19 protein-coding genes and 1 tRNA gene are annotated in these 19820 nt (G+C 63.7%); 10 read left to right on the top strand and 10 right to left on the bottom strand.

The window, feature by feature from the left end; genetic code table 11:
* Positions 1 to 36: 36 nt before the first annotated feature.
* From BRAGE_RS0140075 to BRAGE_RS0140045, 7 genes are all read left to right on the top strand, one after another.
* On the top strand, positions 37 to 801 hold the full coding sequence (locus BRAGE_RS0140075; protein ID WP_027563999.1) for an ABC transporter ATP-binding protein: 765 nt from the start codon (positions 37 to 39) through the stop codon (positions 799 to 801).
* Positions 798 to 1520, top strand: a complete 723-nt coding sequence (locus BRAGE_RS0140070) for an ABC transporter ATP-binding protein (RefSeq protein WP_027563998.1) — start codon at positions 798 to 800, stop codon at positions 1518 to 1520. Before BRAGE_RS0140075 ends, BRAGE_RS0140070 begins: the two co-directional genes overlap by 4 nt.
* The gene (locus BRAGE_RS0140065; protein WP_027563997.1) at positions 1517 to 2527 is read left to right on the top strand and encodes a branched-chain amino acid ABC transporter permease; all 1011 of its coding nucleotides are present in this window, start codon (positions 1517 to 1519) and stop codon (positions 2525 to 2527) included. The genes BRAGE_RS0140070 and BRAGE_RS0140065 overlap by 4 nt, the downstream gene beginning before the upstream one ends.
* Positions 2524 to 3609 (top strand): branched-chain amino acid ABC transporter permease, encoded by a 1086-nt coding sequence (locus BRAGE_RS0140060; RefSeq protein WP_027563996.1) that lies wholly within the window; start codon positions 2524 to 2526, stop codon positions 3607 to 3609. The genes BRAGE_RS0140065 and BRAGE_RS0140060 overlap by 4 nt, the downstream gene beginning before the upstream one ends.
* A 174-nt stretch (positions 3610 to 3783) precedes the next feature.
* On the top strand, positions 3784 to 6897 hold the full coding sequence (locus BRAGE_RS0140055; protein WP_027563995.1) for a bifunctional diguanylate cyclase/phosphodiesterase: 3114 nt from the start codon (positions 3784 to 3786) through the stop codon (positions 6895 to 6897).
* On the top strand, positions 6897 to 7940 hold the full coding sequence (locus tag BRAGE_RS0140050; protein WP_027563994.1) for a sensor domain-containing diguanylate cyclase: 1044 nt from the start codon (positions 6897 to 6899) through the stop codon (positions 7938 to 7940). The genes BRAGE_RS0140055 and BRAGE_RS0140050 overlap by 1 nt, the downstream gene beginning before the upstream one ends.
* 61 nt (positions 7941 to 8001) lie before the next feature.
* A tRNA-Arg gene (locus BRAGE_RS0140045) sits at positions 8002 to 8078 on the top strand.
* 152 nt (positions 8079 to 8230) lie between these two features.
* On the opposite strand, the gene BRAGE_RS0140040 is transcribed toward BRAGE_RS0140045, so the two are convergent.
* Positions 8231 to 8566: a hypothetical protein gene (locus tag BRAGE_RS0140040; protein WP_141263337.1), complete on the bottom strand. Its 336-nt coding sequence runs from the start codon at positions 8564 to 8566 to the stop codon at positions 8231 to 8233.
* 438 nt (positions 8567 to 9004) lie between these two features.
* Between BRAGE_RS0140040 and BRAGE_RS0140035 the strand changes: the two genes are divergently transcribed.
* Positions 9005 to 9520 carry a Spy/CpxP family protein refolding chaperone gene (locus BRAGE_RS0140035; protein WP_027563992.1) on the top strand — a complete coding sequence of 172 codons (516 nt, stop codon included), beginning with the start codon at positions 9005 to 9007 and terminating at the stop codon, positions 9518 to 9520.
* 140 nt (positions 9521 to 9660) lie between these two features.
* Here BRAGE_RS0140035 and BRAGE_RS0140030 read toward each other — a convergent pair whose 3' ends face one another.
* Positions 9661 to 10560 carry a transglutaminase family protein gene (locus tag BRAGE_RS0140030; RefSeq protein WP_027563991.1) on the bottom strand — a complete coding sequence of 300 codons (900 nt, stop codon included), beginning with the start codon at positions 10558 to 10560 and terminating at the stop codon, positions 9661 to 9663.
* A gap of 194 nt (positions 10561 to 10754) precedes the next feature.
* The gene (locus BRAGE_RS57390; RefSeq protein ID WP_035731982.1) at positions 10755 to 11024 is read right to left on the bottom strand and encodes a hypothetical protein; all 270 of its coding nucleotides are present in this window, start codon (positions 11022 to 11024) and stop codon (positions 10755 to 10757) included.
* 286 nt (positions 11025 to 11310) lie between these two features.
* Here BRAGE_RS57390 and BRAGE_RS55385 point away from each other — a divergent pair, with 286 nt between their 5' ends.
* Positions 11311 to 11508 carry a hypothetical protein gene (locus BRAGE_RS55385; RefSeq protein ID WP_027563990.1) on the top strand — a complete coding sequence of 66 codons (198 nt, stop codon included), beginning with the start codon at positions 11311 to 11313 and terminating at the stop codon, positions 11506 to 11508.
* A gap of 1665 nt (positions 11509 to 13173) precedes the next feature.
* On the opposite strand, the gene BRAGE_RS0140020 is transcribed toward BRAGE_RS55385, so the two are convergent.
* From BRAGE_RS0140020 to BRAGE_RS0140005, 3 genes are all read right to left on the bottom strand, one after another.
* Positions 13174 to 13584, bottom strand: coding sequence for a hypothetical protein (locus BRAGE_RS0140020; protein WP_027563989.1), 411 nt, complete (start codon positions 13582 to 13584; stop codon positions 13174 to 13176).
* A 406-nt stretch (positions 13585 to 13990) separates the two neighbouring features.
* Entirely contained in the window at positions 13991 to 14284 is a 294-nt protein-coding gene (locus BRAGE_RS0140010; RefSeq protein ID WP_027563988.1) for a hypothetical protein, read from the bottom strand.
* A gap of 211 nt (positions 14285 to 14495) precedes the next feature.
* The gene (locus tag BRAGE_RS0140005) at positions 14496 to 15182 is read right to left on the bottom strand and encodes a DNA-3-methyladenine glycosylase I (RefSeq protein WP_027563987.1); all 687 of its coding nucleotides are present in this window, start codon (positions 15180 to 15182) and stop codon (positions 14496 to 14498) included.
* Positions 15183 to 15327: 145 nt separating this feature from the next.
* Here BRAGE_RS0140005 and BRAGE_RS0139995 point away from each other — a divergent pair, with 145 nt between their 5' ends.
* A complete protein-coding gene (locus tag BRAGE_RS0139995; protein WP_027563986.1) occupies positions 15328 to 16155 on the top strand; it encodes a metallophosphoesterase family protein in 828 nt (275 codons plus the stop codon).
* On the opposite strand, the gene BRAGE_RS0139990 is transcribed toward BRAGE_RS0139995, so the two are convergent.
* From BRAGE_RS0139990 to BRAGE_RS0139975, 4 genes are all read right to left on the bottom strand, one after another.
* Positions 16094 to 16579 carry a Crp/Fnr family transcriptional regulator gene (locus BRAGE_RS0139990; RefSeq protein WP_027563985.1) on the bottom strand — a complete coding sequence of 162 codons (486 nt, stop codon included), beginning with the start codon at positions 16577 to 16579 and terminating at the stop codon, positions 16094 to 16096. The two genes, BRAGE_RS0139995 and BRAGE_RS0139990, sit on opposite strands and share 62 nt — an antisense overlap.
* 130 nt (positions 16580 to 16709) lie before the next feature.
* A complete protein-coding gene (locus tag BRAGE_RS0139985; RefSeq protein ID WP_027563984.1) occupies positions 16710 to 17246 on the bottom strand; it encodes a GNAT family N-acetyltransferase in 537 nt (178 codons plus the stop codon).
* 152 nt (positions 17247 to 17398) lie between these two features.
* Entirely contained in the window at positions 17399 to 18925 is a 1527-nt protein-coding gene (gene bchE, locus BRAGE_RS0139980) for a magnesium-protoporphyrin IX monomethyl ester anaerobic oxidative cyclase (protein WP_027563983.1), read from the bottom strand.
* Positions 18926 to 19058: 133 nt separating this feature from the next.
* Positions 19059 to 19787, bottom strand: a complete 729-nt coding sequence (locus BRAGE_RS0139975) for a di-trans,poly-cis-decaprenylcistransferase (RefSeq protein ID WP_027563982.1) — start codon at positions 19785 to 19787, stop codon at positions 19059 to 19061.
* Positions 19788 to 19820 lie beyond the last annotated feature (33 nt).

Below are 19820 nucleotides of genomic sequence, written 5' to 3'. Positions count from 1 at the left end.
CGGATAGATCCCGCTTCATCAATTGCCAGCCGGTCAATGTCTCTCACCCTCGAAACCCGCGACCTCACCATTCGCTTCGGCGGCCATGTCGCGGTCAACAACGTCACCTGCACGTTCCGCCCGGGCGAGCTGACCGCCATCGTCGGGCCGAACGGCGCCGGCAAGACCACCTATTTCAATCTGATCTCGGGCCAGCTTCGCGCCTCCAGCGGCAGCATCCTGTTTGGCGGCACCGACATCACCCAGCATTCTGCGCCCTTGCGCACGCGCGCGGGCCTCGGCCGTGCCTTCCAGCTGACCAACCTGTTCCCGAACCTGACGGTGGAAGAGAACGTCCGCCTCGCCGTGCAAGCCGCGAACGGCACGCATTACGACATGCTGCGGCCCTGGATGGTCCGCCGTGACCTGATCGCACGCGCCGACGGCATCCTCGACCAGGTCGCGCTCGGCAATCGCCGCGGCGTCGCCGCGACCGCGCTATCGCATGGCGACCAGCGCAAGCTCGAGGTCGCCCTGATGATCGCGCTGGAGCCGAAAGTGTTCATGTTCGACGAGCCGACCGCGGGCATGAGCATCGACGAGGTGCCTGTCGTGCTGAACCTGATTGCGCAGCTGAAGCAGGACAAGAGCAAGATCATTCTCCTCGTCGAGCACAAGATGGACGTGGTGCGCTCGCTCGCCGACCGCATCATCGTGCTGCATAACGGGCAGCTCGTCGCCGATGGCCCGCCGGCCGAGGTGATCGCCTCGCCGATCGTGCAGGAAGCCTATCTCGGCGTCGCCCCGAAGAGTGCTGCATGACCGACCTCTTAAAACTCTCCGGCGTGCATACCCATATCGGGCGCTACCACATCCTCCAGGGCATCGATCTCGCCGTCCCGCAAGGACAGGTCACGATGCTGCTCGGCCGCAACGGCGCCGGTAAGACCACGACGCTGCGCACCATCATGGGCCTGTGGCAGGCCTCCTCCGGCGAGATCACCCTCGCCGGCGAGCGCATCGAAAGCCGCGCGACGCCCGACATCGCCCGGCTCGGCGTCGGCTACGTGCCCGAGAGCATGGCGGTGTTCTCCGACCTCACGGTGAAGGAAAATCTCGTCCTCGCAGCGCGTGACGCGCCGCTGGATGACAGGCAGCTGGAATGGATTTTTGGCTTCTTTCCGGCGCTGCGCCGCTTCTGGCTGTCGCGGGCGGGAAGTCTCTCGGGCGGACAAAAACAAATGTTGTCCATCGCACGCGCGATCATCGAGCCGCGCAAGCTGCTCTTGATCGACGAGCCGACCAAGGGCCTCGCGCCCGCCATCGTGATGGCGCTGATCGAGTGCCTGAAAGAGATCAAGCGCAAGGGCGCGACGATTCTTCTCGTCGAACAGAATTTCTTCGCCGCCCGCGAGCTGGGCGACAATGTGCTGGTGATGGACAACGGCACCATCGTCCACCGCGGCGAGATGGCGGCGCTCGCCGCCGACGTGCCGCTGCAGGAGCGGCTGCTCGGCCTGAGCCTGGAGGCGCATCAGTGACTGACCTTGCCGCAACCGACCCGTTGCCGAAGCCGAAGCGCGACCTCGCGCCGATCCTGCTGCCGATCGCGCTCGCGCTCCTGATGATCCCGCTGATCGGATCGACTTCGTCCTGGCTGACCTTGACCGCGGCGAGCCTCGCCATGGGCATGATGATCTTCATCATGGCCTCCGGGCTTACTCTCGTTTTCGGCCTGATGGACGTGCTCAATTTCGGCCATGGCGCCTTCATCGCCGTCGGCGCCTATGTCGCAACGCTGGTGCTGGCACCGTTCGCGGCTTCCATCCAGGCGGATTCGCTCTGGGTGAACCTTGCAGTGCTGGCCCCAGCCGCGCTGCTGTCCATGGCGGTCTCCGGCGCGCTCGGCCTGATCATCGAACGCGTGCTGATCCTGCCGGTCTACGGCCAGCATCTGAAGCAGATTCTGATGACGACCGGCGGCCTGATCGTCGCCGAGCAGACGCTTTATGCCCTTTGGGGGCCGCAGATCATCCCGATGCCGCTGCCGGCCTCGCTGCGCGGCTCCTTCATCCTCGGTGACGTCGCGATTGCCAAATACCGCGTGCTGGCAATGCTGATTGGCCTTGCCGTCTTCATCGCGATCCAGCTCGTGCTCAACCGCACCAAGCTCGGCCTCCTGATCCGCGCCGGCGTCGAGAACCGCGAGATGGTCGAGGCGCTCGGCTATCGCATCCGCCGCCTGTTCCTCGGCGTGTTCATGACGGGCTCGGCGCTCGCCGGCCTCGGCGGCGTGATGTGGGCGCTCTACCGCGAGCAGGTCCACGCCTCCATGAGCGACGACCTCACCGTCCTGATCTTCATCGTCGTCATCATCGGGGGTTTGGGGTCGATCGGCGGCTGCTTCATCGGCGCGATTTTGGTTGCGATGGTCGCCAATTACGGCGGCTTCCTGGTGCCGAAACTCGCCCTCGTCTCCAACATCCTGCTGATGGTCGCCATTCTGATGTGGCGGCCGCGCGGCCTCTATGCGGTGACCAGCCGATGATGATCCTTTCCGGCGATCCGCCGCGGAGCCGCGTGCTCACGCTCCTCCTCGTCGTCATCATCCTGGCGCTGGCGGCAACGCCTTTCCTGTTTCCGGGCGCCAAGGCGCTGAATGTCGCAGCAAAAATCTGCGTCTTCGCCGCGCTGGTCGCCTCGTACGATCTGCTGCTCGGCTATACCGGCTCGGTGTCGTTCGCCCACACCATGTTCTACGGCATCGGCAGTTACGCCATCGCGATCGCGCTGTACGGCATGGGCCCGAACTGGGCGGCGGTCGCAACCGGCATCGTCGTCGGCCTGCCGCTCGCCGCGCTGCTGGCGCTCGCGATCGGCCTGTTCTCGCTGCGGGTGGCCGCGATCTTCTTTGCCATGATCACGCTCGCGGTCGCCTCCGCCTTCCAGGTGCTGGCTTCGCAGCTGTCCTGGCTGACCGGCGGCGAGGACGGCCGCAGCTTCCAGCTGCCCGAGCTGCTACGCCCCGGCACGGTCCTGATCTCCAAGAACCTGCTCGGATTCGAGATCAACGGCCGCATCCTGACTTTCTACCTGGTGTTCGCGATCTCGGCGCTGATGATCCTTGCGCTGCTGCGGGTGGTGAACTCGCCGTTCGGGCGCGTGCTGCAGGCGATCCGCGAGAATCGTTTCCGCGCCGAGGCGCTCGGCTTCCGCACCGTCTTCCACCTCACCTACGCCAACTGCCTCGCGGCGCTCGTCGCCGCCGGCGCCGGCATCTTGAACGCGCTGTGGCTGCGCTATGCCGGCCCCGACACCTCGCTCAGCTTCTCGATCATGCTGGATATCCTGCTGATGGTCGTGATCGGCGGCATGGGCACGATCTACGGCGCGATCATCGGCGCCACCATCTTCATCCTTGCTCAGAACTATCTGCAATCGCTGATGGGCGTTGCCTCCAAGGCGGCGAGCGAAGCCGGCCTGCCGCTGCTGCCGGGGCTGTTGCACCCGGACCGCTGGCTGCTGTGGCTGGGGCTGCTGTTCATCGCCAGCGTCTATTTCTTCCCGACCGGCGTGGTCGGACGTCTCCGCAGTGGCGGCAGCGACAAGAGCACGGGCGCCTCGCATTAAGCTATGATTAATGATGCAGCGCAACGATTGCTGCGCGCGCCGCACAACCGCGGCGTGGTTCCCGTCCCGCTGCATGGGAGCGCATCCGCGCAACCGGATTAATGCTTAGGTAACTGGCTTTCCTAAGGTTTGCGCCATTTGTGCGGTGTAATTCTGTCCCTCCAGGGAGGGGGAATGCGCCAGGTCTTTACAGGGATGGCAACCGGAATGTCCCTAGCCGCCCGAGGCGGCTGGGAGGCAGCGCTTCGGCGCGGGCCGGTGCTTTGGCTGACCCTGTGCGGCGTGTTGCTGGTCGCGGGGATCTTCGCCGTGACCGCAATGGCCATCGGCGAATTCCGCGAGCGGACCCTCGTCAATCGCGAGCGCGAGCTGGAAAACACGGTGCAGCTGATCGCGCGCCACTTCGATCAGCAGTTCGAAGATTCCGACGTCGTCGCCGCCGATCTGATCGGGCAGATGAACCTGCCGGAGATCAATTCGGCCGCCATGTTCCGCGAGCGCATGACGGGACCGGCCGCGAACCAGATGCTGCGCAGCAAGATCAGCTCGGTCTCCTATCTCGGCGACATCGCGATCTACGATGCCGACGGCGAGTTGATCAACTGGTCGCGAAGCCAGCCGCTGCCCAAGATCAACGTCTCCTCGCGCGCCTATTTCCAGACCTTCAAGTCGGATCCGATGTCCGAGCCGGTCATCCTGGAATCGGTCCGCAGCTTCATCATCGGCAAGTGGACCACGATCGTGGCGCGGCGGCTGCACGGGACCGACGGCACTTTCTTCGGCGCGATGGTCCGCCGCATCGATCCGGACACCTACCAGAACTATTTCGCATCCGTGGCGCTGGCCGAAGGCACGGCGATTGCGCTGTTCGACCGCGAAGGCAAGATGCTGGCGCGCTATCCGCATGTCGAGGAGCTGATCGGCAGGAGCTTCAAGACGGCACCGCTGATGCAGAAGGTGCTGGCCAAGGGCGGCCAGCACACGCTTCGCGTCAGGAGCCCCGTTGACGGCGAGGAGCGGCTCGGCTCGGCCGCCTCGTTGAACCATTTTCCGCTGGTCATCGTCGCCACCAACACCATGAGCGCTGCGCTGGCCGACTGGCGGCAGCAGACCGGCTTCATGGTCACGACCGCGACGCTCTCGGCCGCCGTGATCGCGATGATCCTCTATCTGATCATCCGCCAGATCAACCGGCAGAATCGCGACGCCCAGGCGCGGATCGAAGCGGAGCGACAGCGGCTCGACACCGCCCTCAACAACATGTCGCAAGGGCTGATCCTGTACGACGCGAACGGCTACATCGTCATCTGCAATCGCCGCTATGCCGACATGTTCGGCCTGTCCCACGACGTCATCAAGCCCGGCTGTCACATCCTCGAGGCGATGCGTCACCGCAAGGAGCGCGGCGCGTTCGACGGCGACGTCGAGGCGTTCTGCGCCGACGTGATGCGGGTCGTGGCCGAAGGCACGGTCTCCACGCGAACCCATCATTTGCCGAACGGCCGCGCCTTCCAGGTCATCAACACCCCGCTCGCGCAAGGCGGATGGGTCGCCACCATCGAGGAGATCACCGAGCGGCGCAATCTGGAGCAAGAGCGCGACCGCAACTACACGTTCCTGCGCGAGATCATCGATCATATTCCATCACAGATCACGGTGAAGGACGCCCGGACGCGGCAATATCTGCTGGTCAACCGGACCGCCGAGGAGCAGTTCGGCCGATCGCGCGAAGCCATCGTCGGCAAGACTCCCCTCGACGTCTACCCGGAGGAGACGGCGAGGCGCGTCACCGAGGACGACAGCGAGGCGCTGCAAGGCGCCGACACCGGATTGTTCAAGGACGAGCATCCCTGGCCGAGCCAGACCAAGGGGATGCGCTATATCACCTCGACGCGGATCGGCATCCGCGACGAGTCCGGCGAACCGCGCTATCTCATCAGCGTCATCGAGGACGTCACCGAGCGGCGGCGCGCCCACGACAAGATCGCGCATATGGCGCATTACGATGCGCTGACCGACCTGCCGAACCGCACGCTGTTCCGCGAGCAGATCGAACGCGAGCTGGCCAAGGTCGCGGATGGCTGCCAGTTCGCGCTGCTCTATATCGACGTCGACGAATTCAAGGGCATCAACGATTCGCTCGGTCATCATGTCGGCGACGAGCTGCTCAAGGCGATCGCGACCCGCCTGCGCGGCTGCCTCAAGAAGGACGATCTGATCGCGCGGCTCGGCGGCGACGAATTCGCCGTGATCCAGACCGGGATCCAGTCCTCTGCGGACGTGCTGTCCTTCGTGACGCGGATCTACGAGGCGATCCGGCAGCCGTATCACTGCCTCGGCCACCAGCTCTCCACCGATGCCAGCATCGGGATCGCGCTGGCGCCGCAGGACGGGGCCGATCTCGACCAGCTCATCAAGAACGCCGACCTTGCGATGTACGGCGCCAAGGCCGAGGGACGCCGCACCCACCGCTTCTTCGAGCCGGAGATGGACGCGAGCGCCAAGGCGCGCCTCGCCATGGAGCAGGATCTGCGCTGGGCGCTGGTGAATGGCGGCTTCGAGATCCACTACCAGCCGCTGGTCGATCTGCGCTCGGGCGAGGTCTCGGGCTGCGAGGCGCTGCTGCGCTGGCGGCATCCCGAGCGCGGCATGGTCTCGCCGGCGGAGTTCATTCCGGTGGCCGAGGACACCGGCCTCATCAACGAGCTCGGCGACTGGGTGCTGCGCACCGCCTGCAACGAGGCCGCGACCTGGCCTGCGCATGTGCGCGTCGCGGTCAACGTCTCGCCGGTGCAGCTCAAATGCGACACGCTGGCGCTGCGGATCGCCGGCGCGCTCGCCGCGTCGGGGCTGGATCCGCGCCGGCTCGAGCTCGAGATCACCGAGGCCGTGCTGATCCGCGACGACGAGGCCGCGCTCTCGATCCTGCACCAGCTGCGCGCGATCGGCGTGCGCATCGCGCTCGACGATTTCGGCACGGGCTATTCCTCGCTGAGCTATCTGAAGCGCTTCCCGTTCGACAAGATCAAGATCGACCGCTGCTTCGTCGCCGACATCGCGGAGACCAGCGGCGCGCCCGTGATCGTGCAGGCGGTGGTGAACATCGCCGCCGCCAGCAACATGACCACGGTCGCCGAAGGCGTCGAGACCGAGGCGCAGCGCGAGATGCTGCGTAACCTCGGCTGCACGGAGATGCAGGGCTACCTGTTCAGCGCGCCGAAGCCGGCCGCTGACGTGCGCAAGCTGTTCGGCCCGGGCGATGCCGTGCGCGTGGCGGCGGTGGCCTAATGGCAAGATCGCGCAAGATCGTCGATGTCGCCGACTCCTATGCCGTGCGGCTGATGCAGCACCTGGTGGTGCCGACCTTCGTGATCGACCCCAAACGCCGCGTCGTGATCTGGAATCGCGCCTGCGAGCGCCTGACCGGCGTTGCCGCCTCCGAGGTGATCGGCACGACAAGACACTGGCAGGCGTTCTACGAGACCAGGCGGCCCTGCCTTGCCGACCTCGTCGCGCTCGACCGTCCCGAGCAGCTGCCGGAATACTATTCGGAATATGCCGCGCGCGGTCATAACGGGCTTGGCTTTTCCGCGGAGAACTGGTGCGTGATGCCCAAGCTCGGCAGCCAGCTCTATCTCGCCATCGACGCCGGCCCGATCCATGACGAGGCCGGCGACCTGATCGCGGTGGTGGAGACGCTGCGAGACCTCACCGACCAGAAGCGCGCCGAGACGGCGCTGAAGGAGCTCGCCACCAAGGACGGGCTGACCGGCCTGTCGAACCGCCGCGCCTTCGACCAGATGCTGATGAACGAATGGGCCCGCGCCCAGCGGACGCAGAAGCCGGTGGCGCTGCTGTTCGCCGACGTCGATCATTTCAAGCTGTTCAACGATCGCCACGGCCACCAGACCGGCGACGAATGCCTGCGCGCGGTCGCTGCGGTCGTCAGCCGGCATGCCGTGCGCCCGCTCGATCTCGCCAGCCGCTATGGCGGGGAAGAATTCGCGCTGATCCTGCCGGACATGGATGGCGAGGCCGCCTGCACTGTTGCGGAGGACATCCGCACCGCGGTGATGGCCTTGGCGATCGCCCATGGCGCCAATGGGGCCGGCGACCACGTCACCCTGAGCGTCGGCGTCGCCAGCCACATTCCGGGCGAAGCCGACGGCGGCCCGGACCGGCTGCTGGGTGCCGCCGACGAGGCGCTCTATGCGGCCAAACGGCTCGGCCGCAACCGCGTCATCGGCGCCGACCGCCTGCTCGCCGAATTCGCCGGGCTCCGCCGCGCGGGCGTGCCAGTTCCGACCCCGATCCGGCGCAAATCGGCCTGACATGATGTCGGCGAGAAGCGGTTGCCCGCCCCCCGCCAATCAGCTAAATGAGGCCCCACTAGCACCCGTAGCTCAGCTGGATAGAGCGTTGCCCTCCGAAGGCAAAGGTCACACGTTCGAATCGTGTCGGGTGCGCCAGTAAAATCAAGTACTTCCGACAATTTCCCATTTTTGGGGCAGTGCCGGGTAAGCACGCGCCCCGCTCATGGCGTTTGAGCTGCATCGAACGAGCCGAAGCCGCGGACTTCGGGAAAATGCTCGTTGTCATCTGCCATCGCCACGACACGCACCTAGTCGCAGCCGGTGATGCGCTTCACCGCCTTCGTGTACTTCAAATGAAGCGAGCCGTCAGGCTGGTCCGAAGGCGCATTGCGACTTAGGCGGCGATCCGAGTCCTGGCATGTTTGAAGGTCGAGCTGGATGTGCGAGCAGGATCCCAGGGCGTTGTTCTCGGCCTCCTCCTTCGACGCTCCGAATCCGACAAACGTCTGTACGCGCCCGGCCTCGGTGTCGGCCGCCGATACGAGAGTGATTTCCGAAATGTAATAGGACGAGCACGGCGCAGCGAGCACCTCGGCAGAAGCGAGCATTCCAATCCAGAGTGCGCCCAGCGAAGCTGCTTTCATGCTCCATCCTTTCAAGCGATGAACATCAGCGACCAACCAGATGCTACGGCGAAGCCCACAATGGCAAATAGTCGGATCATTGTGCCTCTCGCTGTGGTTCAGTACCAACCTGGAATTCAAGAGCCAAATGCGGGACAGGTTTTGAGCCAAATCAAGGTCCGCTCCGCGAACGCCGTCACGCCATGCGCCTGCACGATGACGAGCAAATTCCGCGGCAGCAAGCGCCAGCGCCAATTACCTCTTCGCGGCCCAGTTGCTTACGCACGCTTTGATGTAGACGTTCGTTCGTCCGAATGCCGGCGCGAGAACGGACATGTCGTCGCACTTGCCTGCGCGCCACGATTCTTTCCTCAAGTCCCTTGATTTGAATCAATGCGACATCGCACTGCCGACCATTGTTGGCGTGGTGCTGGAGGCCGCTTACCCAGGAGGTCGCCGATGATGAAAGTAGTAGTGATCGGAACAGCCGCGCTCCTTCTTACCGTACCGTCGATTGCCCGAGCGCAAACTCCCTCACCTGCGACGCCAGAGAAGCTCAACGCAGTGGACCGGAGTACATTGATGGACATGCGGATCGATTTGACCAAGGCCGCATTGCAACTGACACCTGACCAGGAAAAACTCTGGCCGCCTGTCGAGAGCGCCATTCGTGCCAGGGCGGAAGATAGGAAGGCCCGTGTTGCAAAAATCTCGGAAACAGTGGGTAGACGGGCCGACCAAAACGCCGTCGAAACCATGCGCAATCGCGATCCTATCGCCTTCCTGCAACGACGCTCGGAGGCCTTGGCTCAACGATCAGCCGATCTGGATAAACTCGCCGAGGCGTGGCAGCCACTCTACAAGACCCTCAATCCCGAACAGAGGCAGCGCATGGGGGCCCTCGCGGTCCTTGTGCTTCACGACATGAGCGATGTCGTGGAGCGACGTCGTGCGCAGGCCGAGGATGAAGATTGAGCAGGATGTTGACTGATCCCCGCCGTGACGGCCTGAACCTTCCCGGCTAACCAACTCTAAGCCTGGGCGATGTCCCCTTTGGAAGGGCCGACATCCCCAGGCATTATGCCACGACTATCGAGGCGTCGCGTTCGGCCGAGCTATCCCTCGGACTGATCAGCAACGTCACCCAGTTTGTGGACCTCGACGCGCACTGACATACCGAGATTGTCCTCGGAGCTTCCCAACCATGATCCCGCAAGAGGCACGGCCTGAGCGGGGTGCCGCGCGAGCGCGACGGGAATAAGATCGAATCCGGCGTTGATGTGATTGGTCGGATCGTAGTTCATCCAACCGGCACCGGGCAGGAACACCTGCAACCACGCATGGGTGGCGCCCGAACCCGCCATCCCGATCTCGCCCCCATCGAGCGCCGCATCATAGATGTAACCGCTGACAAAGCGAGCTGCGAAGCCAAGCCGGCGCAAGGCCTCGATCATGAGCCACGCATAGTCCCGGCACGTTCCCGACCTTGAGTGCAACGTTTGCGCGGGTGCAAGGGTCCCCTCCGCCTCCCGAGCCTGGTAGTTGAATCCGTCGCGGAAAGCGTCGAGCATCTGTTCCAAAGCACCGATCGTCTTGCCGTCGGCCACAAAGCTCCTGGCCCACTCTGCGAGGGCGAGGTCGGGATCCTCGGTGTGCGGGCGCATGAAGCCGGCGAGGTCGTTCCATTCGTCCGGCGTGTACTGCACGGGCATTCTCTCGGCGCGCCGCTCCAGCACGAACTGCTTCACGTCCTTGGCCCCGAAATGAATGCCCCGAAACTGAAACGTGAAGATCAACTCGCTGCCGGGCTCCTCGATCTCGATCTCCGCTATATTGTTTGAAAGGCTGTCGCTAATCCACCGGATCCGAGAGCGAAGATTGGTGCCTGCGGACCAGCTTAGCAAGCGTCCGCCCGCTCCGCGCCTCGGCAGGAACATTGCGCGATGCGTGCCAAACGTCACCGGCTTCGCATAATTGTAGGTGGTGGTGTGCTTGATCTCGAAGATAATGCCCATTGCGCCTCCGAGTATGATCGAATGATCCTCGGCCGAACGCGCCATCAGGCCGATACCGTCCTTTCGATCCGGCGGCGCAATGATGCCATGGCTCCGTGCTCCGCGCCGTGAATGCGCCTCTACAGTGGAATGAGCTGCGAGGCCTGAATGAAACGGCTGGGACCGCGGCATCGAAGCCGAAGCCCAGACGTTTCTCAGCGACACACGTAGGAACCATTCACGAGTACGCGCACACATGCCGTACCGGCAGCCGCTGCGCCGACCGCAGCTCCTCCTACGACCGCCCGTCGCGTCTGTCTGCGCGCCACGCCTGCGACGCTCATCGGTGTTGCCGGTCGACCGACCCTGGCTTCCGCGCTTTGCACGAGCGACAGGCCGTCGCTTTCCGTCCAATTGATCGCGCCAAATCCGCATGCCAGCCCGATTGCCACGAACGCGATCTGCATTCCGCGAGCCCTTTTCATCATGAGCCTCCTCGTCGTCGGTATTCCTTGCCTGCCGATACTTTCCCGATGGCGAATGCGCCGCTTGATCTACATCAACGGGGAGAAGCCATCCTGGACGAGGTTGCCCATTCGGAAGTTTGGCAAGCTGCCGTGGCGCATGAAACGGTATCGACCCTTGATGCACTTGCAGCCGGTTGCACTACGAAGCGCTGCCGACGCAGCGAAGCTCCTGCGCGGCAGGTGCATTCTCGGCAGAAGGCGAAGCAACTGCGTGCGCCGTCCGACATATTGAGGAAGGCCTGCCATGCTCGAAGGTCTGATTGATCTGGTCATCAACGTCGTCGTCATCGGCCTCGTGATTTGGCTGTTGCGCTTCCTGATCGAGTTGAACCCACTCGGCAAGCCGTTGCGGCGCGTCGCCAACGTCGCGGTCGTGGTGATGGGTGTGCTGATAATCGTCATGTTGCTCATGAACTTCCTGAGCAAGCATCTCATGGCATGATGCTCGCTTGGCATTCGGCTGAGTCGGCACGATCCATCGCCTCCTGCGTCCTCGTCAGCCAGCCAGGACTGAATGCGGGACGACGGGATCAGTTGCTTGGGAAAATGCGGATTGAGCGTGCCAGCCAGCAGCACCACGCCATCCTCAAGCCTTGTGCGAGCGAACACCTTGGCGTCCGCTTCTGTCGCAAACGTTCACGTTTCGTGAGGACTTCCCGGTTTCACGCGCACGCCATGTCTGCGAACTTCGGAGGTCACGCACCAAATTGCCATCACCCGTCAAGTCCGCTCGATGTTTTGACGAGTGAAACAACCTTGGCGCCACGCCGATCGTCCTTGGGCGGGCGCAAACTGCCCTTCATCCAACCCATGATGATTGGGGACGTCAGCGGATCAAGCGAACGCTCGTTTGACGCACGATGCTTGTGGCTCGCTGTGAGCCACGCGCGCACATTGATGCGCGAGCGCTCGCCCCGCAGGGACCATAATTCTCGCCATCCCCGGATAAGCATCATTGGCCTGTACTGCTTTGGAGCGCGCCGAGCCGACCTGCGGATGGACACCTCCTCGAGAGGTCGATGATTAATTTGGAGCTTGAAATTGCTGCTCGCGCCATTGTCCGAAAGGGAAGCTGCGGTAACAGGTGATGCCTGCGTGCCAATTTGCCTGATGATCTCGCCCGCATGAATCCTCCGCCCGCTGAATCAGAAGGGTTTGATCCGGAGGCGGCCGTTCCGGCCGCCTCCTCATTTCTGCGCGTGACCGGCGTGCCGATTTGCAACCAATTCCGCTGCTCTGCGCATCAGATCAGGGTGCCATGACGTCGCTGATATGCCGACGCGCCGAAGTCGATGCTCGCCTCACTGGCTTTCGTCTGTGCTTTACGGGCAGCGGAACGGCATGCCGTTGGCGCCTGTGACAAAAGCCCCCGATGTGCAGGCCATGCCGGCGGGAGTTATGTACCAGCCACTGCTGTCGCTGGCCGTGGACGCAGGATAGTAGGCATTAGCTCCCAGGGCCCCGCCATAGTAGGCATTAGCTCCCAAGCCTCCACCAGAGTAGGAAGGCCCACCTCTGTAAGGACTCACGCCCGTAACTCCATAATTGCCGGCGCCTGTGTAAGGGCCGCTTCCCCATCCCCAGTTGGGAGATGTGGCCGCCACAGCAGCAGCCGTGCCCACGGCGGCCGCGCCGGCAACGCCAGCGCCGACCACCCCGGCTCCATATCCGTACGCAGCCCGCCGGCCTTGCCGGCGAGCAACACCTGCAACGCTCACCGGGGTCAGCGGTCGTCCGACCCGCGCTTGGGCACTCTCCACTGACAAGGAGATGCCGCCTTGTTCAGTCCAACTGAACGAGAACAGTGCCGCGCATGCGACAGTTGAGCCCGCAATTGCAAGTTTTGCTGGATGCATGTGTCTCATGAACTTGCTCCATTACTGGCTTGCCCCATGCTGAAAGGATGCGGCCTCCCCGCTGGTCCGCATTGCGCTAGATCAAGATAGAGAAGGAGGCTTGCGAGCTCGGATGAGGCAGAGGCTTTGACGTTATCAACGCGTATTCTCGATGGCGCGCGTCAACCAACTGAGCCGATGGCGGCGAGAACGAACGACGCTTTCAAATTGAAAGAGGCGGCGATTGCGCCGCCTCTTTCTGGTCCGCGTGCTTACTGGCAGACATACATGATTCCGTCAGCACCCTTGATCAACGTGCCAGGCGTGCAGCCAATGCCGTTGAGCTTCGCATAGCTATCCCAGCCGTCGTAGCAGGTATAGGAAGCAGCTCCAAAGACTCCGCCGGACGTGCCGTATCCGTATCCGTATCCGTATCCGGTCGTGCCACCGACCCCACACCAGGGGCCGCCAGCGTAGTAGGCGCGCACCGCGTACCAGGGGAGACCGGTCTGATTGGGTATGTAGTGATTATAGGGATACGGGCTGACATAGAGTCGTCTCGCTTGGGCACGCTCAACTGAGAGCGAGATCCCGCGTTGCTCAGACCAGTCAACGGTGAACAGCGCCGCAAAGGCGATAGTCGAAGTTGCAATCGCAAAATTTCTGAACGCTGTCTGCTTCATCGTTTTGCTCCTATGCTGTCGCCCCCTTTGCATAAGAGGCCCGTCCGCTGGGGCCGAATTGACAGAGATCAAGCGCCTTGTGCACGCAATCGTGCGTAAGGCGCCAGCCGAAAGAGGTTGACGCGTCGCGCTCTCAGATGTGCTTGCCCGGTGCAACGATGTTGCCGGACGTCGCAAAGATCGAGAAAAGGCAATTAGGTGTGTGACGTCGGCTCCCGGTCCCATCAGACCGAAGCAGGACGCACGCGGCAACGCAGCGCTAATGCTTCATGGACGGGATCTCGACTATCTCGACAAAGACCCCGCTCACATCAGGCTCATTGTAGTTGTCGCTGTGATTGCACTTGCACAGCGAACTCATGGCGCGATCTTTCCAATCAACCACCCGCGTGCGATCTATTGTCGCTCAATGCTTCATCTGCTCGAACACCACGATCACCCCGGTCGGCTCGGGCTCGTGGGCCATCAGGCGCGTCAGGTCGGCATCGCCCCAATCGGCGAGGCTGACGACTTCGCCGCTCTCGCGTTCCGCGCCCAGCGACGGCGTGGGCTCGAGGACCTTGAGGCCCATCTCGTCGACGAAGAAGGTGTGCTCGCCGAACATGCTGTTGAGCTGGGGCATGGCGGGATGCTCGTCGGGCAGCACCTGAGCGCCGAGTTGGTTGACGGTCTGCTTAACCTGTTCGGATGTGAGCTTCATGAGCTGCTCCGTTTCTGTCACGTCGGGTTTCGCTGAACTGAGCCGAAGCGAGCGTTCCCTGCGCCGGTGTCGCCTGGCTCAAGTTTCCGAACGGGTGCTGCGCGCAAATGTTCCTGCGAAATGAATTTCGTGATTGCGCGTTCCATCCGCCGCGCTCGCGGCACGTGATCGCCACACGATGCACATGATTTGGCTGGCGCGTGCGAGAGCCCTACTCGCTGCGGTTCTCGCCGACCGACAGCGCGCAGATACGTGACAGATATGTGTAGGGCAGGCCGGTCTCCTCGGCCCAAGCGTTGAATTGTGCCTGCACCTTGGCGAGATCGCCTTTCGACTTCACCTCTTCGGCGATGTCGAGCCCGGCATCGCGCAAGGCCGCAACGACGTCCTTGGATGTCACAAAGCCGTCCCAGCCGACGAAGCGCAGCAGCAGCTGGCCGGTGTTGCCGCCAAGCCGGCTGCCGCGCTTGGTGAGGAGATCGAGCAGGCCGATCTCGTTCGATGGCGGCCACTTCGCCAGAAACTTGCCGAAGCTGCCGTGCTCCTTCGCGATCTCCTGCACGAAAGCAGCGTTCTCGCGCACCGACATGATTTTTGCGCCATTGCGCACGATGCGCGCATCGCGCAAGAGGCCTTCCCAATAGTCTTCAGGCTGGAAGCTGAGCTTGGCCGGCTGAAAATGCAGGAAGGCTTCCTCGAAGCCGTCCCATTTCGAATCGATCACGCTCCAGGCAAAGCCGGCGCAAAACACCCGCTTCGTCATTTCTGCGAGGATACGGTCGTCGCCGAGGTTGGCCAGGCCCTTCAGGTCGGGCTTGTCAGGCATCAGCTTGTCCAGCGCCTTGGCCCCGCCCTTGCGCTTCTCGGCGCGGGCACGAATGGTCTTGAAGGAGGTCATGCGGACGCCCGCGTTGAGGGTGCGCCACGACATCAGAATTCGACGATCCGGTCCAGTCCTGCGATTGAAAGGCGGCGCTGGTCCGCTTCTTGCTTCGCAAGCGACTTGGAATTCCCAGCCATTTTCAATCGCGAACGGATTTTCAATGCGCTGCCTAGTCGTGGCCGACCTGCACTATTCGCTGCCGCAGCTCGACTGGTTGGTCAGCGCGGCCCAAGAGTTCGACCTCGTGATCTTCGCCGGCGATGCGCTCGACATCGGATCGATGGTGGATTTTCGCGCGCAGATCGTGGTGGTGAAGAAATACCTCGCGCTGATGGCCGGACAGACCCGCGTCATCCTCTGCTCCGGCAATCACGATCTCGACGAGCGCAATGCGGAAGGCGAGAAGATCTCGCGCTGGATATCCGAAATGCGCGAGCTCGGGATTGCCTGCGACGGCGACAGCCTCGCCATCGGCGACACGCTGTTCACGGTGTGCCCGTGGTGGGACGGGCCGCTGGTCAGGCAAGGCATCGTCGAGCAGCTCCACGACGCGGCAGTCGATCGGCCGCGGCGCTGGATCTGGGCGCATCATGCGCCGCCGGCGAATTCACCGACGAGCTGGGGCGGCAAGCGCTTCTTCGGCGATGTCGAGCTGGTGCAATGGATCATGCAGTATCAGCCGTCGATGGTGATCTCGGGCCATGTGCACCAGTCGCCGTTCGTCACGGACGGCTCGTGGTTCGACCGGCTGGGCCAGACCTGGGTGTTCAATGCCGGCCTGCAACCGGGCCGGCCGCCAACGCATATCGTGCTCGATCTCGATGCGGACAAGGCGTTCTGGCTGGCGGCGGGCGAAGCGCAGTGGATCGACCTGAACGCGCCGCTGAAGCGGCCAGCCAACTCCATCGAGGAGCCGCCGGACTGGCTCACATTCTTGGATCGGATTGCCGATCCGAGCCTGGCGAGACCTCAAGCGGCGGCAGGTTGATCATGCTCTGGAGCACCTCGCCGACCATGGCGAGATGGGTGCCGTGGCCGGCATATTGCCGCTTGAGATCGGCGAGATAGGTGTTGGCGACGTTGAGCCGCTGCGCCAGCATTTTTGCGATCAGCAGCGCCACCTCGGGCGTCTGCTTCAGGAACGAGGCGGCATCCTCGAACTCGTAGACGACCGCGTCGGAGCACGCCCGTACCGTCGCGGTGTGCGGCAGGCCCAGCAGCACGGACATCTCGCCGAGCACTGCGCCGGGCTCGGTGACGGTGGCAACCACCATCTCGCCCTTGAGCACCTCGAGCTTGCCCTGCATCAGCACATAGAGGTGGCCGGAGGCGCCGCCCTCGGTCACAAGGTGCGTGCCGGCCGCGACCTGCCGCTCGGTCCCGCCGGTGCAATAATCCAGAACTGCGCGCATCCTGCAAAACTCCCGTCAGGGGAGGCAGTAGAGCACGATCCGCGCCGCAGGCTTGCTCAAATTTCCGGCATGGCTCGAGGTTATTGTTTGCGGATGGTCTTTTCCGAAACGCCGCGCTCCGGATCATGCGCTAGCGCGACAGGCGCTTGGCGAAGTGGATCGACTGCCAATCCCCGAGACCGGTGTCCGCGAAGCCCGCTTTCTTCGCGGGGCCGCGCATTTCGGCGTTGGCTCGCGCGGTCTCGGCTGCAATCATCTCGTGACCGAGATCGCTCGCGCGCGTTTCCATCGCCGTCATCATCTGAAGGCCGAGGCCTCTCCGCTGAAAGGCGTCGGCGACCGAGATGGCGAACTCGCCGTGCCGTGCAGCCGGATCATAGGCGTAGCGCGCTTCGCCGATGATCGTGCCCTGCCCGTCCGGCCTGAGCTCGGCGAGCAAGGTGAAATGATCAGGACGATCGGCCTTGGGCACGCATTCGGCCGCGACCACGGTGAGGTCGGCCCGCCCGCCCATGAACCGCTTGTTGCGCGATGTGGTGGAAAGACCGGTGAAATAGACCGACAGGCTCTCCACATCGGATGCGCTCGCGGTCCTGATGCAGACCATGCCCCTGGCTTCGGCCAATTCGACCGGCTCGATGACGGCTCCCGGAAACAGCTGTGACATGCGTGATGCTTTCGGCAGGTTGCTGGGACCTGCAGACCTAGCCGAGACCATGCACGCGCCGCTTGGACATGGCTGCCAAACTTGCGGCCGAAAACGAACCGCACATGTGTCCTGTGCCGTGCGTCACACACGGCGCATGGGCATGATCGTCGTCAGGCGGCTTCACGCCTCCCGACGCGCCGTTCGGGCCGGGTCGCAATCATCGATTGCTCCTCGCCGTCCTGCGGCGCGCCCCAGAACTCCCGCACCGATGGCCCCCATTTCAAGCGGCGCGCGCGGAAAAATTCCAGGATCTCGTGCGGCCAGACCCTGCGGCCCATCTGCGTGTACCAGCGCATGGCGTGGCGCAGGCCCGCATCGGGCTGGAACAGCACGCGCCAGATCGCCTTGGGCCGGCATTGCAGCACCATTTCCGTGAACTTGAACCAGACCAACACGCGCCATGGCGCCATGTAGCGCGTCGCGAGCACCTGATGCTTGTAGTCCCAGCGGCGGCGGTCGGGCTGGATCACGCGGCGGTCGGCGGCAAGCCGGAAATACGGTGTCCAGCGATGCGGCGTGACGTAGAGCAGCTGCACCTGGTCGGGATCATAGGCGAGCAGCTGCTTCAACCCGCGCCAGTGATCGCGATCGGTTTCTTCCTCGAACCCGACCACCCAGGTCGCCATCGACAGGATGCCGTGCTGCCGCATCAGGCGAATGGCCTCGCGGTCAGTTGCGGTGGTCGCGCCCTTGCGGATCAGCTCCAGCGTCTTCTCGTCGGTGTTCTCCAGCCCGAGCAAGAAGCGCTGCCAGCCCGCTTTCTTGTAGAGATGCAGGATGTCGGCATCGCGCACGATGTCGTCGGCGCGGGTCGAGCCGACCAGGATGAGATCGACATTCTCGGCGATCAGCGCTTCCAGGAAGGCGCGCCACACCTTCTTGGACACGGTCGGATTTTCGTCGGCGAAGTTGATCACCTTGACGCCGTGCTCGCGGTGCAGCCGCGCCAGCTCCCTGGCGAAGCGAACGGGATCGCGGTGACGCCAGCGCGTCCAGAAACCGCGCTGACCGCAATAATTGCACAGATGCGGGCAGCCGCGCGAGAACTGCACGACCACGGCACGCAAGCCACCCCAATAAGAGTAGCGTGCATGATCGATCAATTCCCAGCCGATGCGATAGGCATCGAGGTCGGCGATCACGGGCGCTGGCTGTGTCGCGCGCGGGCCGGTGGCGTCGCGGAACGCGATGCCGGCAATACCGCCGAGATCGTGGCCATATTCCAGCGCGCGCATCAGGCGCCGCGCGGTCTCCTCGCCTTCGCCGCGCACGATGGCGCTGACATAGGGCTCCTCGCGCAGGATCTCGCGCCAATGATAGGTCGGGAAGACGCCGCCATAGACGATCAGGACATCAGGCATGGTCCTGATCAAGGCCTGGGCAATCTCCGCGATCACCGGATGCCCTGAGGTGGAGCCGGAATGGCCGAACAGCACTGCGTCTGGCCTAAAGCGGCTCGCTTCGCTGATGATCGCCGCGACCGGCATCGGGCCGAACTCGGCATCGAGCAGCCGCACGGTGTGACCGTCGTCGATCAGCGGTCCGCCAATCGCGAGCAGACCTAGCGGCGGCAGATGATCGTCCGGAATCCGGCTGCCGATCGAGGGATGAGGCACGTTGACGAGAAGAACACGCATGGACTTTCGCTCCCGCTTTGGTTGGCGTGATCGTCCGTCCCGCTTTTATGAAGAAGCCCAATCCCCCGACTGAACTCGAAGATGTCGTGCGTGACTTGCTGCGGAGCCCCTTGCTGGCCCCCGCCTTGCAGCGTCACGCGCGAGAAAGTGACGGCACCTCCTCCGGCATGATGGCCTGGAGGCCGCCGAAGCGGCGCTCGCGGCCATGGAAGGAGGCCAGCGCCGCGGCGAGATCGCCGGCGTCGAATTCGGGCCACATCCGCTCGGTGAAGTGCAGCTCGGCATAGGCGCCTTCCCACAGCAGGAAGTCGGACAGCCGCTTCTCGCCGGAAGTGCGGATGATGAGATCGACGTCGCGAAGGCCGGCTTCGCCGGTGACGAGCTGCGAGAAGGCTTCGCGGGTGAGGCTGGTCAGCGCCGCCGCCTTCGCGGCAGCATTGAGGATGGCATCGCGCGCGGAATAGTCGACCGCGATTCGCAGGTGAAGTGTGGACCCATGGGCGGTTGCGTGCTCGGCGCGCGCGATCGCATTGGCGATGCCGTCAGGCAGGCGGTCGCGGCGACCGATCACGGAGAGACGCACGCCGTTCTTAGCGAGGCTCTGCACCTCGTTGGCGAGATAGAAGCGGAGCAAGGTCATCAGCGCGGCGACTTCCGTCTTGGGTCTTCGCCAATTGTCGGTGGAGAAGGCATAGAGCGTCAGCGTGCCGATGCCCTGCTTGGGCGCGGCCTCGACGATACGGCGGATGGTCTCGACGCCCGCCTCGTGGCCGCGTACGCGCGACAGTCCGCGCCGCGTCGCCCATCGGCCGTTGCCGTCCATGATGATGCCGACGTGAAGCTTCTCGTTGCGAGAGGTCATGTTGCTGGAGGTCTTGTTGCTGATGGTCTTGTC

The sequence above is a fragment of the Bradyrhizobium genosp. SA-4 str. CB756 genome (genome assembly GCF_000473125.1).
GTDB lineage: Bacteria > Pseudomonadota > Alphaproteobacteria > Rhizobiales > Xanthobacteraceae > Bradyrhizobium > Bradyrhizobium arachidis.
The sequence above is the reverse complement of the archived record's forward strand: the minus strand, read 5'-3'. Positions and strand labels throughout refer to the sequence as shown.

Bases quoted from the DNA above. Each gene is read 5' to 3' on its own strand.
- BRAGE_RS0140075 (WP_027563999.1), top strand. From the start codon at position 37: ATGTCTCTCACCCTCGAAACCCGCGACCTCACCATTCGCTTCGGCGGC.
- BRAGE_RS0140070 (WP_027563998.1), top strand. From the start codon at position 798: ATGACCGACCTCTTAAAACTCTCCGGCGTGCATACCCATATCGGGCGC.
- BRAGE_RS0140060 (WP_027563996.1), top strand. From the start codon at position 2,524: ATGATGATCCTTTCCGGCGATCCGCCGCGGAGCCGCGTGCTCACGCTC.
- BRAGE_RS0140055 (WP_027563995.1), top strand. From the start codon at position 3,784: ATGCGCCAGGTCTTTACAGGGATGGCAACCGGAATGTCCCTAGCCGCC.
- BRAGE_RS0140050 (WP_027563994.1), top strand. From the start codon at position 6,897: ATGGCAAGATCGCGCAAGATCGTCGATGTCGCCGACTCCTATGCCGTG.
- BRAGE_RS0140040 (WP_141263337.1), bottom strand. From the start codon at position 8,566: ATGAAAGCAGCTTCGCTGGGCGCACTCTGGATTGGAATGCTCGCTTCT.
- BRAGE_RS0140035 (WP_027563992.1), top strand. From the start codon at position 9,005: ATGATGAAAGTAGTAGTGATCGGAACAGCCGCGCTCCTTCTTACCGTA.
- BRAGE_RS0140030 (WP_027563991.1), bottom strand. From the start codon at position 10,560: ATGGGCATTATCTTCGAGATCAAGCACACCACCACCTACAATTATGCG.
- BRAGE_RS57390 (WP_035731982.1), bottom strand. From the start codon at position 11,024: ATGAAAAGGGCTCGCGGAATGCAGATCGCGTTCGTGGCAATCGGGCTG.
- BRAGE_RS55385 (WP_027563990.1), top strand. From the start codon at position 11,311: ATGCTCGAAGGTCTGATTGATCTGGTCATCAACGTCGTCGTCATCGGC.
- BRAGE_RS0140020 (WP_027563989.1), bottom strand. From the start codon at position 13,584: ATGAAGCAGACAGCGTTCAGAAATTTTGCGATTGCAACTTCGACTATC.
- BRAGE_RS0140010 (WP_027563988.1), bottom strand. From the start codon at position 14,284: ATGAAGCTCACATCCGAACAGGTTAAGCAGACCGTCAACCAACTCGGC.
- BRAGE_RS0140005 (WP_027563987.1), bottom strand. From the start codon at position 15,182: ATGACCTCCTTCAAGACCATTCGTGCCCGCGCCGAGAAGCGCAAGGGC.
- BRAGE_RS0139995 (WP_027563986.1), top strand. From the start codon at position 15,328: ATGCGCTGCCTAGTCGTGGCCGACCTGCACTATTCGCTGCCGCAGCTC.
- BRAGE_RS0139990 (WP_027563985.1), bottom strand. From the start codon at position 16,579: ATGCGCGCAGTTCTGGATTATTGCACCGGCGGGACCGAGCGGCAGGTC.
- BRAGE_RS0139985 (WP_027563984.1), bottom strand. From the start codon at position 17,246: ATGTCACAGCTGTTTCCGGGAGCCGTCATCGAGCCGGTCGAATTGGCC.
- bchE (WP_027563983.1), bottom strand. From the start codon at position 18,925: ATGCGTGTTCTTCTCGTCAACGTGCCTCATCCCTCGATCGGCAGCCGG.
- BRAGE_RS0139975 (WP_027563982.1), bottom strand. From the start codon at position 19,787: ATGACCTCTCGCAACGAGAAGCTTCACGTCGGCATCATCATGGACGGC.